Genomic DNA, 14286 nt, shown 5'->3' on the forward strand with positions numbered 1-14286 from the left:
AGTTCGTCATCCTGAGCGAAACGAAGTGAAGTCGAAGGACCTGCATTCTTCTGTGCCCTCTGCCATGCGCCAAGAAAACCACAGGATGGTTTTCATGAAGCATTCCCATCGGGGACAAGAAAAGCAGGTCCTTCGGCTGACGCGCTTTGCGCGTATGAGCTTCGCTTCGTGCGTACAATTTGCTTTGCGCGTACGAGCTTCGCTTCGCGCGTGCAAGCTTCGCTTCGTGCGTGCAAGCTTCGCTTCGTGCGTGCAAGCTGCGCTTCGTGCGTGCAAGCTGCGCTTAGATACGAGCGATGGTGCAAGCCGTATCAATACCCATCCGCCTTGCCATACGGCTTGCGCGTGTCATGCCCGCCCAGCAGCTCACCCGTCTTCGGATCGACAGCAATCAACTCGCTATCGCCCCATACGCCGGGGTTCTTTTCATCAAACTCGCCGGAACGTTTGATGACGTAGCCGCTGGCCTTTAAAGCATCCGCCGTCGTCGCCGGGAACTTCTTCTCCACCTGCAATTCATCGGGCAGATACTGATGATGAAAGCGCGGAGCATCCGCTGCTTCCTGAATGTTCAGCCCGTTATCCAGGACGCTGATCATGTCGTTGGCCACGGTGGTAATAATCGTCGGCCCACCCGGCGATCCCAGCACCAGCCGCACCTTGCCACGCTTGGTCACAATCGTTGGCGTCATCGCGGACAGCGGCCGTTTGTAAGGAGCAATCGAGTTATTCGGCCCCTGAATCAGGCCAAATCCATTCGGCACACCTACCTTGCTGGTGAAGTCATCCATCTCGTCGTTCATGGCAAATCCTGCGCCCTTGATCACGACTCCTGAACCAAACAAAAAGTTCAGCGTGTAAGTATTCGAAACAGCGTTGCCATCCGCATCCACCACGCTGAAGTGTGTGGTCTGCGTGCTCTCATGCTTGTCGGTTTGTTTCGGCGGTTCCGGCATAAATCCTGCCGGACGGACCAGGTCTTTGGAAGCAGTCGGCTTCACCGGATCAATCGTCTTGCGCCATGCCTTGGCATAGTTTTTATCGGCCATCTGCTTCAGCGGCATGGTGGTGAAATCCGGATCGCCCAGGTAGTCGCTGCGATCCATAAACGCACGCCGATACGCTTCCGTGATGATGTGTACCTGCCCCGGCGAACGGTCCGCGCCCAGCTTCTTCAGGTCATAGCCGGTCAGGATGTTCAGCACCTCCTGCAGCACAATACCGCCGGAAGAAGGCGGCGGAGCCGTCACGAATTTGTAGCCGTGATACTTGCCCTCCAGCGGAACGCGATCTTTCACCTGATACGCGGCCAGATCAGCCTTCGTCATGTTGCCGTCATGCGCGGCCATATCTGCGGCAATCGCATCGGCAATCGAACCCTTATAAAAATCATCGGGGTCATTCGAAATCCGTTCCAGTGTCGCGGCCAGATCCGGCAGCTTCACAGTCTCGCCACCTTTGTAGAAATTGCCATCGCGCTGATAGATCCTGCGCCCTTCCGGATTCGCCGCCAGTACCTTGCTCTTCCACGTACCCAATTCTTCTTCGGTAGCCACATAGCCATCGCGAGCGTATCGGATCGCCGGCTGCATCGCGGCTTTCAAACCCAGCTTGCCGTAATGCTTCTCCGCATACGCCATGCCTGCCACGGTGCCGGGAACACCGCTGGCTTTGTATCCCTGACGGCTCATCCCATTGATCACCTTGCCGTCTTTGTCCAGGTACATATCGCGGAACGCCGCTGCCGGAGCCTCTTCGCGATAGTCAATGAAGTGCGCCTTGCCATCGCCCAGTTTCTTTTTCCCATGCTTGTGCGCCGGACGAATCAACATGAATCCGCCGCCGCCAATGTTGCCTGCCTGCGGATACACCACTGCCAGCGCAAACGCCACGGCCACGGCGGCATCCACGGCATTACCGCCCTGCTTCAGCACTTCCACGCCAGCGTCTGTTGCCAGATGATGAATGCTCACCACCATCGCGTGTTGCGTGCGGACGGGCTGAGGCGTGGGCGAAACCTGCGCCACCAACGCGGAAAACGGCGAAACGGCAACAGCCAGCGATACACATGCAGCAAGCCAACGAGTCTTCATCGGTCCGGAAGCACCTCAGTAATGGATGGGATTGGTTCTGAGCATATCGCGAGTACACAGTCCCCGCGCTTTTTCGCTGGTAAAACATCCCGTCTCTGCGCATACAGTAGGAAGGCGCAACGTCAATAGACGCGTTCGCAAGGAAAGTAATTTTTCGTGCCTGGCACATTTGATCTCTGGACTGTGTTGTTCTCATTCACCATTGCCTCGCTTGCGGGGTTTGTGGCGTTTGAGTCCATGGAGCACACCCGTTACAGCCCCCGCCCTGCCGTGTGGACCATGATCAGCGGCCTCACACTTGGCCTTGGCATCTGGTCCATGCATTTTGTCGGCATGTTGGCCTGGCAGCCACCTTTCCCGCTCTATTACGCCGTCACTCCGACACTGCTTAGCGTTCTGGTGGCGATTCTTTCGTCCTGGCTGGCCATGCATCTCGCCGTCACTCATCGCACCAGTACCCGCAACATCGTTCTGGGATCGTTTGCGGTGGGCGCCGGTATCTGTGCCATGCATTACATCGGCATGGACGCCCTGCGGTTCTCCCAGCCCATCATGTGGAGCATCCCGGGCGTGGCGCTGTCTTTTGTGATCGCCATCTTTGCATCGCTCGGTGCCATGTCCATGCTGCGTCACAGCGGCACATTCAGCATCCCTCGCCAGATCGCGGCATCGCTGGTCATCGGCATTGCCATCTGCGGCATGCATTACACCGGCATGCTCGCCATGATGCTGCCTGCCGGAGCTGTTTCCATTCAGCAGTCTCACGAATTCTTCGGAACATCGCTGGCGCGCGTCGGCGTGGGCAACGCGCTGGTCTTCATGGCGTGCCTGTTGGTCGTCTTCTATCGCGATAAGGTGCGCCTGCTGCAAACAACCTCCGCCGCGCAGAACAAGGCGATCGACGCGCAGCGAACCGCGGAACGCATGAGCGCGGCAGGACGCATCGCCGCCTCCATCGCGCATGAAATCAACAACCCGCTCGAAGCCGTCACCAATCTGCTCTACCTGGCGGAGCAAGGGAATGTCGGTGACGAGGAGCGCAGATTCCTGCAAACGGCACAGAACGAACTGCGCCGCGTTGCCGAAATCACCACGCACACCCTGAAGTTCTACCGCCAGCCCTCCGGCCCGGCGCTAACCTCGTTGGCGGAACTCATGGAATCCACCCTGGCCGTCTTCCAGAACCGGCTGGAGAAGCATCACATCGCGCTCGTACGCCAGTGGGATCCAGCCACGCCTTCTGTTCCTTGCCGTGCGGGAGAAATCCGCCAGGTGCTGGCAAACCTGGTGGGCAACGCCATCGACGCCATGAACGCCCACGGCGGCACGCTCACTCTGAAAATCCGCCCAACCGCTTCCGGTGGCGCTGAAATTATCGTTGCCGACACGGGCGCAGGCATCTCTCAGGAGACCCAGAAACGCATCCTGGAACCCTTCTTTACCACCAAGGGAGCCAGCGGCACCGGCCTCGGACTTTCCATCTGCGCGGAAATTATCCAGCATCACGGCGGCACCCTGACCTTTGAAAGCAGCACCACCCCTGGCCACAGCGGCACCACATTCCATATCCTGCTGCCTGCACGGGTGACCTCCGACCCGGCTAAAGCATAGTGCTCGTACGGTCGCAGACCGTCATCCTGAACGAAGCGAAGCGGAGCTGAAGGACCTGCATTCCTCTCAACCCTCGACAATGCGCCAGGAAGCCCAAACGAACCAGCAGCCCAAAACGGGTGCCCCAGGTTCACGAAGCTAACCTGGGTATTCGTGCGAAGCACGAACCAGCGAAGCTCCAACGCACCAGGCGCGTCCCTTTCAACGGGCATGAACCGTACCAACCATAACGAGCAAGGGACTTTAGCCATCGAGGGAATTTCCAGTCGCAATCACCCTTGACCCCACCTCCGATTCACGATATTCTTGTCAGGTTTGGCGCATCTGGCGCATGGCTGTGGGGCATCCGGCCGCGTCGTGGTGGGGTCTGTACAAAGATCACTCCGCATCGCCTCTCATTTTATTGAGCTCAATGGTGTTTCAGGCGCACCGGCAACACGGCCGGGCGTGGAGGTTTGTGATGTACGCAGTGATTCGTACCGGTGGTAAGCAGTACCGTGTCGCCCCCGGCGACACCCTGAAGATTGAAACGGCAGCACACAACGACGGCGCGATCGAGTTCGCAGACGTCCTGGCTGTCAGCGCCGAAGAAGGCAAGTTTGAGCAGGAACTGGGCGGAGCCAAGGTGCTCGCTTCCGTTGTCGGCGAAGGCCGCGGCGACAAGATCCTGGTCTTCCACTACAAGCGCAAGAAGCAGTACAAGAAGCTGCAGGGCCACCGCCAGAACTTCGTTGAAGTAAAGATCAACGAGATCCTGGTCAACGGCAAGAGCTTCAAGGTCGAGAGCAAGTAACTCGCGCCCTCTGCGTTTTTGATTTTTGTTGTTTCGCCGCGTCAGCGGCACCTATTTCTGAATATTCGCGGACCACGTCTTAATGACGACGGCAACCGCAACGAGGCAAAGCAATGGCACATAAAAAAGGTGGCGGTTCCTCTTCCAACGGTCGTGACTCTAACGCGCAGCGCCTGGGCGTGAAGCGCTTCGCGGGTGAACAGGTCACGGGTGGCAGCATCCTCGTGCGTCAGCGTGGGACACCGCTCAAGGCTGGCCTGAACGTCGGTCGCGGCAAGGATGACACCCTCTTCGCCAAGGTCGGCGGACGCGTGATCTTCTCAGATCGTGGCAACCACGGCCGCTTCGTCTCCATCGAGCCGGCTGCTTAAGCACCGTATCAATCTCTTCGCGATGGCCCTGCTTTGGCGGGGCCATTCGCATTTCCATGTTCAGCCGCACAAACGAGCGAAGCACGGAACCGCAGCCTAACACCTCACGTACTCCATACGGAGGCTGGCCGACCATGCGACTTCCCACCATCTGTGCACTCTTCTTTGCGTTTGCGATCCCCGCACTGCACGCGCATACACAGCCCATCCACATCGATGTCGCCGCAGTCCATCCACACAAATCCACCGGTGATGATCCATCCAATCGGCAGGTTATCGGCGGACGTTTCATCGCCACAGCAACCTCCGTGCAGACGCTCATCCGCACCGCCTTCGGCATCGACCCGAAAGCCATCGTCAATGCGCCTGCGTGGACCGAGAGCGAACTCTTCGACATGCAGGCCACCATCGCCGACCACGCAGAGATCACCACCCCGGAACAGTTCCAGCAACTGATCCTCTCGCTGTTGCAGGATCAGTTCGGCTTCCGCTTTCACCGCGAGCAGCGCGAAGGCCCTGTCTATTGGCTGGTCGTGGACAAGCCGGGTAAAACCGGCCCGGCGCTGAAGGAAACCAAACCCGGTACGCCGATGAACATGAGCATGAATGGCGACCGCCGCATCGACATGCGCGTGACCAATGCCTCCATGACAGACTTCGCCAAGTCCATTCAGAAGCGCGCAGGCCGCACCATCGAAGACCACACCGGCCTCTCCGGCAGGTACGACTTCCAACTCCGCTGGGCCACCGACCCGTCGCCGGAGTCCGACGACGCCACTCTCTTCGCCGTCATCCGCGAACAACTTGGCCTCCGCCTGCAATCTGCCAAAGGCCCCATCGAAGTCATCGTCGTCGACAACGTGAACCGGCCCGTCTCCGAATAATGGTCGTCGTGAGGCTTGGCTTGTGGTCGCCCGGAGCGTTGGAGTGGCACAGGGGGAATGCAGGTCCTTCAGCTTCGCTGCGCTTCGTTCAGGATGACGGCCTAGTTGGTTAGTCCCGGCTAGCGAGGTAGCTCCTGCATCCCGTCAATGGTGAAACCAGCCGTCTGGGCGGGAGTTGTGGCCCGCGCCTCCTTCGGCTGTGCACCCCCAACGGCCACGGAGTAGCTACCCGGCTGCACCGCTCGCACGCCCTGCGCATCCACCTCGGAAAGCTGCCGCGGCGAAAGTGTAAAGGTGATCTTCTTCGCTTCACCCGGTTTCAGCGAAACACGTTGGAAGCCCTCAAGCTGCTTTGGCGAAAGCCCGCCGTTGCCATCCGCAGGCGGCAGAAGGTAAAGCTGCGCCACTTCCTCGCCAGCTACTTTGCCCGTGTTCTTCACCGTCACCTCGGCAGTCAGCGGCTCGCCCGCCTTCAGCTTCGCGGTGGACAGCTTCAGCCCGGAATAGCCGAAGCGTGTATAGCTCAGGCCGTAGCCAAAGCCGTACAGCGGCGTTCCCGTGAAGTAGCGATAGGTTCGGTTCTTCATGGAGTAGTCATCGAAGTCCGGCAGATCACTCTCTGCCTTATAGAAGGTCACTGGCAAACGGCCGCTGGGGTTGTTCCTGCCCAGCAGCGTGTCCGCAATAGCCTGCGCGCCGGCCTCGCCCGGATACCAGGCTTCCAGTACGGCGTTGGCATGTTCATCGGCGAAGTTCACGGCGAGCGCGGAACCGTTCAGCAGCACGACAATCGTCGGTTTGCCTGTGGCGACGATCTCCTTCAGCAACTCCTCCTGCGATGCGGGCAGGTTGATGTCGGAACGGTCGCCACCAACGAATCCCGGCAGCTTCACCGGCATCTCCTCGCCTTCCAGGTCGGGTGAAAGGCCCAGCATGGCGATAACAAGGTCCGCCTGTTTTGCCGTGGCAATGGCTTCCGGCAGCAGTGTTTCCGGCTTCGGTGTCCACTCCAGGCGGATGCCGGAACCAGCGGAGGCAGAGTCGCGGGCGAACTCGACCGTGATCTCGTGTTCCTGCTTCGCGTCATCAAAGGTGATCTGGAACGCGCCGGGACGATTAGGACGATCGGCTTCCGGCATCCCGGTGGTGCCATTGATGCGCCCTCCCGGAGCGACGGGGGCCTGACGCTTCAGCTCCGTCACCTGCTTGCCATCTACGGTGACCGTGTACGCCTGCGACGAACCGCAACCGCGGCAACGCCCGGTCTTCACCAGAAACTCATACGTACCCGCAGCCGGTGCGCTGATGGTGCCACTCCACCGTACGGCAAAGGGCCCATCCGGGGCAGCACGCAAAGGGCTGACGCCTGACCAGTCGAAGTTCAGCTCCGGATCGACACGTGTGATGACGGGTGAGCCACTGAAGCTGGAGGAGGCGAAGTATTCCGCCTTCAGCCCATGCTCCTGCGAACCCTTAGCGGGATGCAGCATGGTGCGCGACACAGGCATGGCGAAGCCTGCAACATACGGCGCGCCCGGCGCATAGAGCACACGCGTGCCACTCAATGAGGTGCGCAGGGCATCCACCGGCATCACCGGATCATGCGGCTGACCGTTGTAGTTGCCCTCCAGCGAGGACAGCGCCGCGCCATTGGGGCCAATGACGGCGACGGTCTTGTACTTACCCCCACGCAGCGGCAGAATGCCATCGTTCTTCAGCAGCACCATCGACTCTTCCGCAGCGCGCCTGGCTACTGCGGCATTCGCAGGCGAGTTCACCGCGCTGAAGGGAATCTGAGTGTAGGGAACCATCGAAGGAGGATCGAAGAGCCCGAGGCGAATGCGTGCCTCGAAGAGTCGGCGCAGACTTACGTCAATGTCTGACTCCTTGATGAGTCCGGCCTTCACCGCGGCATCCAGCTTCTTATAGGTTCCGCCGCAGTTGGTGTCAGTGCCTGCAAGCAATGCAGTCTTGTCGGCATGTTCGGCGTCAGGATCGGTTTTGTGGCCGTAGCTGCGGTAGAAGTCGTCGATGGCGCCACAGTCGGAGGTGACAAAGCCCTGGAACTTCCAGTCTTTGCGCAGGATGTCCTGCAGCAGCATCTTGCTGCCGCATGCGGGTTCACCGTCGATGCGGTTGTAAGCGCACATGATGGAGTCGGCCCTGGCATCCACAATGGCCGCGCGGAACTGCGGCAGGTAGGTGTCCCACAGATCATGCGGCGAGGGCTGCACGTCAAAGCGGTGGCGGCTTTCCTCCGGGCCGGAGTGCACGGCAAAGTGCTTCGGCGTGGCGATCACCTTGTAGTACTTCGGGTTGATCCCTTGCAGACCCTCCACGAAGTTCACGCCAAGCTGTGCGGTCAGGTGCGGGTCTTCACCATATGTCTCCTGCCCGCGCCCCCAGCGGGGATCACGAAAGATATTGATGTTCGGCGACCAGAATGTGAGGCCGAAGTAGATGTCGTGATTGTTATGCCGCAGGGCTTCGTTGTTCTTGGCACGTGCCTCGGTGGAAATGGCATCGCCAATGGTCTTCAGCAGCGGCGCGTCCCACGTGGCGGCCATGCCAATGGCTTGCGGAAACATGGTCGCGTATCCAGAGCGGGCTACGCCATGCAGCGCTTCGTTCCAGTAGTCATATGCGGGAACATTCAAGCGGGGGATAGCGGCGGCCCCATTGACCATCTGCGCAGCTTTCTCCTCCAATGTCATACGGCCCACCAGGTCTGCGGCGCGCTGCGCGGGAGAAAGTGACGTGTTTTGATATGCAGGCTGCTGCGCTTTGGCAGATAGTACGGTGGTGAAAAGAAGTGCCGCGATCAAACGTCGCATCGGATCTGCTCCGGGAAGTTCAGGTGGGTAATGCTCGCCTGAAGCATAGCCGGAAGGGCATGGCTGTGGCAATTACTTCGCGGGGCGAACGAAAGTCACGCCGGAATGGTGATGCTGACGACACAGCCTTGTCCAGAGGGGTGGTTTGCAAGCTGCACGGTGCCGCTGTGGGCCTCCACTACGTGCTGCGTCAGCAGCAGGCCAATGCCGCTTCCTTCCGGCTTGGTGGTGTAGAAGGGCACAAACAGGTTCGATTCATTGAGCACGCCCAGGCCGTAGTCGCGGATTTCAATGACAAGGTCATCGCCAGCGACTCGCCACATGACTTCAATTGGGCGAGCGGCGCTGCCTTCCTGCGCAGAACGCTCCAGTGTGGCTTCTGCTGCATTCTTGAGCAGGTTAATCATTGCCTGTTCCATCAGCACCGGGTCAATCAAAGCAACACGATCTTCAGATTCGGTGATGGTCACTGGAACGCCATGATCCAGAGCCGTGACCTGCTGCATGAATGCAAGGACTGCAACGGGTTGACGTTGCAAAGCGGGTAGCGCGGAGAGTTTGCGATAGCCCTGAAGGAATCGATTCAACGAGTCGGCACGCGACTCGATGATCCCCAGCCCCTTGCGCAACTGGGCATCGCGCGATGGATTGCTTTCAGCGTCTGTTTCAGGGGCGAGACGCAGTTGCAGCGTTCCGGCAATGGACTTGATCGGGGCAAGCGAATTATTAATCTCGTGCCCCAGAACTCGAATGAGACGTTGCCATGCCTGGCGTTCTTCTTCGCGGAGTGCTGAGCCGATCTCTGTCAGCATCACGAGCCAATGCCTGCGTCCCTGCAGGCGGAAAGCGCTGCGCCGCAGCATCCATCTTCCGGCAAGGCCGCGAGGCGGTTGCGGCATAAGTGTGCTGTCTTCCAATTCGAGGAGCGATTCGACTTGAAGCTCCTCCGCGGAGCAGCCCATATCCGTGAGCTGCAATCCCAACGCGGTGCGTGCCGCGCGATTGACCATGGCCAATGCACCGTCTTCTGCAAACGCGAGCACCGGCGCATCCATGGTGGAGAGGACACGATCCACCAATGCTCTTGCTTCGGTCGCGTCACGTTTCTGCGCCTGCAACGACTCAGAGAGTCGATTGATTTCCATGGCGAGATCGCCTGCCGCATCCCCACGACGCGCACCACGCACACGAAATGAAAAGTCCTCGCTGCGAATGGCCGCAATGACATTGGTGAGTGTTTGCAGTGGTGTGACGATGCGGTGAAGCGCGCGTTCTGCAAGGAAGAGCCAGAGGATGGCGAGAGTGAGAAGGCAGATGAAGATGGTGAAGCTATCAACGCCCCATGTGTGGAGCAACGTGCCACACAGCACCAGAAGCAGCGTTCCAATGGCGGCCAGCCACAGGCGCATGCGCAATTCGTAGCTCACGCTGCGTGAGGAGGCTGCGCCGTTCTGTCCGGGTTTCCAGGGCGCGGAGTCCAGAAAAACTTCGGAACGCTCTTCTTCCTTCATGGAGTTACTCCAGCGGGTAGCGCAAAGAGCATACTTCCGCTAAAGGCCATATTTTTCCATGCGGCGATACAAAGCGCCACGACTTAGTCCCAAAGCCTCCGCCGCAGCACTCACGTTGCCCTGATAACGGTTAAGCGCCTTGCGTACCAGGTGCGCTTCCACTGCCTCCAGATCCATCTCATCCAAAGAGTTCGTTGTTGCGGGACCATCCGACTGAAGCGCAAGGTCTGAGAGCGAGATGTATTCAGCACGTGCCATCAGGACGGCACGCTCCACCGTGTGATCCAGTTCGCGCACGTTACCGGGCCACGCGTAGTGCAACATACGCTCCAGTGCGGCGGGTTCAAAGCCATGCACGGGACGCCGATACTGTGCGGCATAGCGCGAAAGAAAATGCGCTGCCAGCAAAGGAATATCTTCGCGGCGCTCACGCATGGGCGGCAGAGCGATCTCCACGGTATTCAAACGAAAGAGAAGATCGGGGCGGAAGGTGCCTGCGGCTGCAGCGGCACGAAGGTCAGCATTGGTGGCGGATAGCACGCGGACGTCGGCTCTTTGTGTACGTGAAGAACCGAGACGTTCAAATTCTCCTGTTTCGAGTACGCGTAGCAGCTTGGCCTGCTGACGCAGTGGGACGTTCGCGATCTCATCCAGAAAGAGTGTGGAGCTGTGCGCGAGTTCGAATCGGCCAACGCGCTCTGCACGAGCGTCAGTGAATGCGCCTTTGACGTGGCCAAAGAGTTCGCTTTCGAAGGTGCCTTCTGAGAGTGCGCCAGTATTGACGGCGACCATGGTGCGCTGCGAACGGAGCGAGATGCGATGCAGTGTTTGTGCCACGACTTCTTTGCCGCTGCCATGTTCGCCGGTGATGAGAACGTTGGCATCCGATGGGCCAACGCGCGAGATCAGTTCCATCACGCGCTGCATGGAAGGCGCGGTCGCGATCATAACCGGCGCGCCTTCTGCATGGAGCATCTTGTTCTCTGCTTCCAGCAGTGCCGCAGAACGCTGCATGCGGTACAGCTCAAGCTGTGTACGCAGCACGGTGAGTAGGCGCGTGTTGTCCCATGGCTTTTGAATGAAATCGCTCGCGCCACTGTGCATCGCCTTTACCGCAAGGTCGATGTTTCCCCACGCCGTCATCACAATGATCGGGAGGTGCGCGTGGTGCCCGCGAATGCGTTCGATGAGTGCAAGACCCTCTTCGCCGCTGGTCGTGTCGCGGGTGTAGTTCAGGTCCATCAGGATGCCGTCAAAGTCTTCGCTGGACAGTGCGGACATCAGCAGCGCAGGTGTGCCTGCGCGCTCCAGCACATATCCTTCCGGTTCCAGAAGAAGTTCCAGCGCATCCAGAATGTGTGGCTGATCATCCGCCAGCAACAGACGGCAGGGGCGCTGCTGCGTTGCCAGGGAAGCAGCGTGAGGCGACGAGTTTGATGCAGTGTCCAATGGTGTTTCCTGATGCGGCTAGGGGGTTTGGGTTTGCGGAGCCGCCGTGGCGGTTAGCTGCGCTTGTCCCTGCTTAGCCGATTCTATCGAGATACCGTTGTTTTCCAATGTCATTCCGCCGGCACGTTCCAGTTCGACGCGAGCTTTTTCGCGTGCATCCACGGCAGCGAAGTAGGCGGACTCGGCGGTCGTAAGATCATTGCGGGCTGCGAGAGTTTGCACAGCGCTGCCCGCACCAAAGCTTTGTTCCTGCTGCATGATGTCAAAGGTGCGGCGCGCCAGATCACGTGCTTTATCCGCGGAGACAACGCGTGCTTCGGCCTGTCGCAGGGCGTATTCCGCATTACGGACTTCGATACGAATCTGCTTCTTCAACTGCTGCAGCAGAAGTTCAGCCTGGCGGTATTCCAGCTCTGAACGATACTGATCGCTCTTGTTTACGCGGTTGCGGATAGGAATATTTACATTGACGCCCACGTAGTAATCCGGTGCGCTTCCGTTGAAAGCGTTGCGGAGCGCTCCGCCATAGTCCGACGGAACAGCAGACGTGACACCGGCAAGCGGGTTGTTTACGCCGGCAAGACCTGTACCCGCCCAGTACCCGGTGAGTGCAACGGTGGGAAGCAGAGCGTTGTTGGCTGCTTTGCGGCTGATCTGGCGGTTCGACAGATCCAATTGCTGCTCTTCCATTTCCAACCGCGAGGCCAATGCGCGTGTAACAAGCTCATCGCCGCTGGGCATCGGTTGCAGAGGACGCGACACATCCATGGGAACCACGGGCATGGCTTCCAGCGTGGGATCGTCCAGGTTGCGTGTCAATGCGTTCTTCAGCAACAGCGACTGAAACTCCAGCGTGGATTTTGCAATGCTGAGGTCTTGCTCGCGCTTGGCGACTTCCGCCTCGTCCTTGAGGACATCCATGGCGGGAATGGCCTGCAGCGCAAGCTGCTGACGCCCGGTTTCAAGAGTCTTCTGCGCGAAGTCAAGCGATTCCTGTTTCACGCGTTCATCCTGCCATGCGCTGACAAGATCCCAGTACATGTTTTCAATCTGGGAAACCGTGGCAATGATTTGCAGGCGGAACGCCGCATCAGAAATCTTCTGGTTGTTCTTTGCGATGCGCAGATAACGAAGGTTGGGGCCAAGGCCAAAACCTGCGAGCAATTGTTGTTGCACAAGCACGCGGAAGTAGCTGTCGAGCTGCGGATTCAGGAAGTTTCCCTTACTGTTCGTAGCCACGCGGTCACCGGAGAAACTGACCTTCACGCTGGTTCCGGTAGCAAAGGCCTGTGTTACGCTCATGTCGCCCGCAACGGTATTGGATTGCAGGATGGGTACGCCGTTGAGCAACAGGTTAGAGAGCGGCTCGGCAAAGTGATGCACATTGAAATCTCCTGCAAACATAGGGTCATACGAAGACACAGTAGTACCCGTACCGAGTGTGGATTGCACGAGACCGGATGCGCCAGCACCCGCACCACCCGCGCCGGCACTGGTGCCACCTGCGCCGCCACCGCCAGAGTTGCCGGAACCTGCGGAGCCGCCGCTGGGTGTGTTTGAGACGATGCCCGTATTCACGCCGCGGGTTGATCCGCCAGCGCGCGTACGCATCACGTCTGCTTCCGCAATGGGAAGGTTGTAGCGCGCAATGGCGAGATCAAGGTTATTTTCCAGTGCGAGTTCGATCGCATCGCGAAGATGCAGTTCAATCTTGCCATCGCGCGTGAGCGTTTCCAGGCGTGGCGAATTGGCGATGCTGGCCGGTGCCACGGAGCTTGGCATATAGGCGCGGAAGGGATTCCACGAATGCGGCACGGTGTCGGGCAGCGGCGGCGGCAACACGGCTGCAGTGCCTTTTAATTGCGTCGTCGTGGGCGCAGGATTCTGTGGCAGCGGAGCAGCAGCTCCCTGCGCATGCAGGTGCACAGCAGAGAACGCGAGCGTCAGCGCTCCTATGCATGTTGTGTGGAGAAGTTCGCGGTATCGGTCGTGTTTTGCAGATGCCATCAGTCGATCCTTCATAGATTGCGGTTGTTCTGTTGGGGAAGAAAAGAATGTCATGCGGGCGTTTCGTTTTCCGGCGTCATCCAGCCGTCACGCAGCTCGATGATGCGTGAGCCGAAGCGCGCGTTTTCAATGGAATGACTTACCTGGACAATGGTGGTGCCTGCACGATTCAGTTCTGTGAAGAGTTCCATGACCTCTGCAGCCTGTGCTGAATGCAGATTGCCGGTTGGCTCATCGGCAAGCAGAAGTTCAGGCTTATGGATGACAGCGCGTGCCACACCCACGATCTGTTGTTGACCGCCCGAAAGCTGCGAAGGATACAAGTCCTTCTTGCCGACAATCTGGAAGCGATCGAGCGTGTCCGCTACCAGTGCCTGCCGTTCGCCTCGAGGCATGTTCTTGTAGCTGAGCGGAAGCTCAATGTTTTCCGCCACAGTGAGGTCATCCAGCAGGTGAAAACTTTGAAAGACCATGCCGATCTTGCGGCGAGCAATCTCTGCGCGTTGCTTGCGATTCATGACATGGATAGGTTCGTTACCTAACCAGTATTCGCCGCGCCAGCCATCGTCAAGCATGGCGAGTACGTTCAGCAGCGTGGACTTGCCAGCACCGCTGGGACCCATCAGCGTGACGAATTCGCCCGGACGAATGGAGATGTTGATGCGGCGCAGAACCCATGTCTCGCCGACGGCGTGCTTGTAGCTTCGTTCGATGTTCTTGAGTTCAATCATGG

Annotated in this window: 10 protein-coding genes; 4 read left to right on the forward strand and 6 right to left on the reverse strand. The window is 59.0% G+C overall.

Annotation, left to right across the window (positions count from 1 at the left end; translation table 11 throughout):
- Window positions 1–311 precede the first annotated feature (311 nt).
- A complete protein-coding gene (gene ggt, locus AB6729_RS14240; RefSeq protein WP_371082288.1) occupies window positions 312–2093 on the reverse strand; it encodes a gamma-glutamyltransferase in 1782 nt (593 codons plus the stop codon).
- A 156-nt stretch (window positions 2094–2249) separates the two neighbouring features.
- On the opposite strand from ggt, the gene AB6729_RS14245 reads away from it, so the two are divergent.
- The 4 genes from AB6729_RS14245 to AB6729_RS14260 all read left to right on the forward strand — a co-directional run bounded on the left by AB6729_RS14245 (window position 2250) and on the right by AB6729_RS14260 (window position 5752).
- The gene (locus AB6729_RS14245; protein WP_371082289.1) at window positions 2250–3704 is read left to right on the forward strand and encodes an MHYT domain-containing protein; all 1455 of its coding nucleotides are present in this window, start codon (window positions 2250–2252) and stop codon (window positions 3702–3704) included.
- A 460-nt stretch (window positions 3705–4164) separates the two neighbouring features.
- Window positions 4165–4497, forward strand: coding sequence for a 50S ribosomal protein L21 (gene rplU, locus AB6729_RS14250; protein ID WP_371082290.1), 333 nt, complete (start codon window positions 4165–4167; stop codon window positions 4495–4497).
- Window positions 4498–4610: 113 nt separating this feature from the next.
- A complete protein-coding gene (rpmA, locus tag AB6729_RS14255) occupies window positions 4611–4868 on the forward strand; it encodes a 50S ribosomal protein L27 (RefSeq protein WP_371082291.1) in 258 nt (85 codons plus the stop codon).
- 134 nt (window positions 4869–5002) lie between these two features.
- The gene (locus AB6729_RS14260; protein WP_371082292.1) at window positions 5003–5752 is read left to right on the forward strand and encodes a TIGR03435 family protein; all 750 of its coding nucleotides are present in this window, start codon (window positions 5003–5005) and stop codon (window positions 5750–5752) included.
- Window positions 5753–5871: 119 nt separating this feature from the next.
- Here the strand turns inward: AB6729_RS14260 and AB6729_RS14265 are convergent, their stop codons facing one another.
- From AB6729_RS14265 to AB6729_RS14285, 5 genes are all read right to left on the reverse strand, one after another.
- Window positions 5872–8586: a glycoside hydrolase family 3 C-terminal domain-containing protein gene (locus AB6729_RS14265; RefSeq protein ID WP_371082293.1), complete on the reverse strand. Its 2715-nt coding sequence runs from the start codon at window positions 8584–8586 to the stop codon at window positions 5872–5874.
- A 95-nt stretch (window positions 8587–8681) separates the two neighbouring features.
- The gene (locus AB6729_RS14270; protein ID WP_371082294.1) at window positions 8682–10097 is read right to left on the reverse strand and encodes a PAS domain-containing sensor histidine kinase; all 1416 of its coding nucleotides are present in this window, start codon (window positions 10095–10097) and stop codon (window positions 8682–8684) included.
- Window positions 10098–10136: 39 nt separating this feature from the next.
- Entirely contained in the window at window positions 10137–11546 is a 1410-nt protein-coding gene (locus AB6729_RS14275) for a sigma-54-dependent transcriptional regulator (protein ID WP_371082295.1), read from the reverse strand.
- An 18-nt stretch (window positions 11547–11564) separates the two neighbouring features.
- A complete protein-coding gene (locus AB6729_RS14280; RefSeq protein WP_371082296.1) occupies window positions 11565–13553 on the reverse strand; it encodes a TolC family protein in 1989 nt (662 codons plus the stop codon).
- Between the two features lie 50 nt (window positions 13554–13603).
- Entirely contained in the window at window positions 13604–14284 is a 681-nt protein-coding gene (locus AB6729_RS14285) for an ABC transporter ATP-binding protein (protein ID WP_371082297.1), read from the reverse strand.
- Window positions 14285–14286: the final 2 nt, after the last annotated feature.

The sequence above is a fragment of the Terriglobus sp. RCC_193 genome, from assembly GCF_041355105.1.
In the GTDB taxonomy this organism is placed as follows: domain Bacteria; phylum Acidobacteriota; class Terriglobia; order Terriglobales; family Acidobacteriaceae; genus Terriglobus.

Bases quoted from the DNA above. Each gene is read 5' to 3' on its own strand.
- ggt (WP_371082288.1), bottom strand. From the start codon at position 2,093: ATGAAGACTCGTTGGCTTGCTGCATGTGTATCGCTGGCTGTTGCCGTT.
- AB6729_RS14265 (WP_371082293.1), bottom strand. From the start codon at position 8,586: ATGCGACGTTTGATCGCGGCACTTCTTTTCACCACCGTACTATCTGCC.
- rpmA (WP_371082291.1), top strand. From the start codon at position 4,611: ATGGCACATAAAAAAGGTGGCGGTTCCTCTTCCAACGGTCGTGACTCT.
- AB6729_RS14260 (WP_371082292.1), top strand. From the start codon at position 5,003: ATGCGACTTCCCACCATCTGTGCACTCTTCTTTGCGTTTGCGATCCCC.
- AB6729_RS14285 (WP_371082297.1), bottom strand. From the start codon at position 14,284: ATGATTGAACTCAAGAACATCGAACGAAGCTACAAGCACGCCGTCGGC.
- AB6729_RS14280 (WP_371082296.1), bottom strand. From the start codon at position 13,553: ATGGCATCTGCAAAACACGACCGATACCGCGAACTTCTCCACACAACA.
- AB6729_RS14270 (WP_371082294.1), bottom strand. From the start codon at position 10,097: ATGAAGGAAGAAGAGCGTTCCGAAGTTTTTCTGGACTCCGCGCCCTGG.
- rplU (WP_371082290.1), top strand. From the start codon at position 4,165: ATGTACGCAGTGATTCGTACCGGTGGTAAGCAGTACCGTGTCGCCCCC.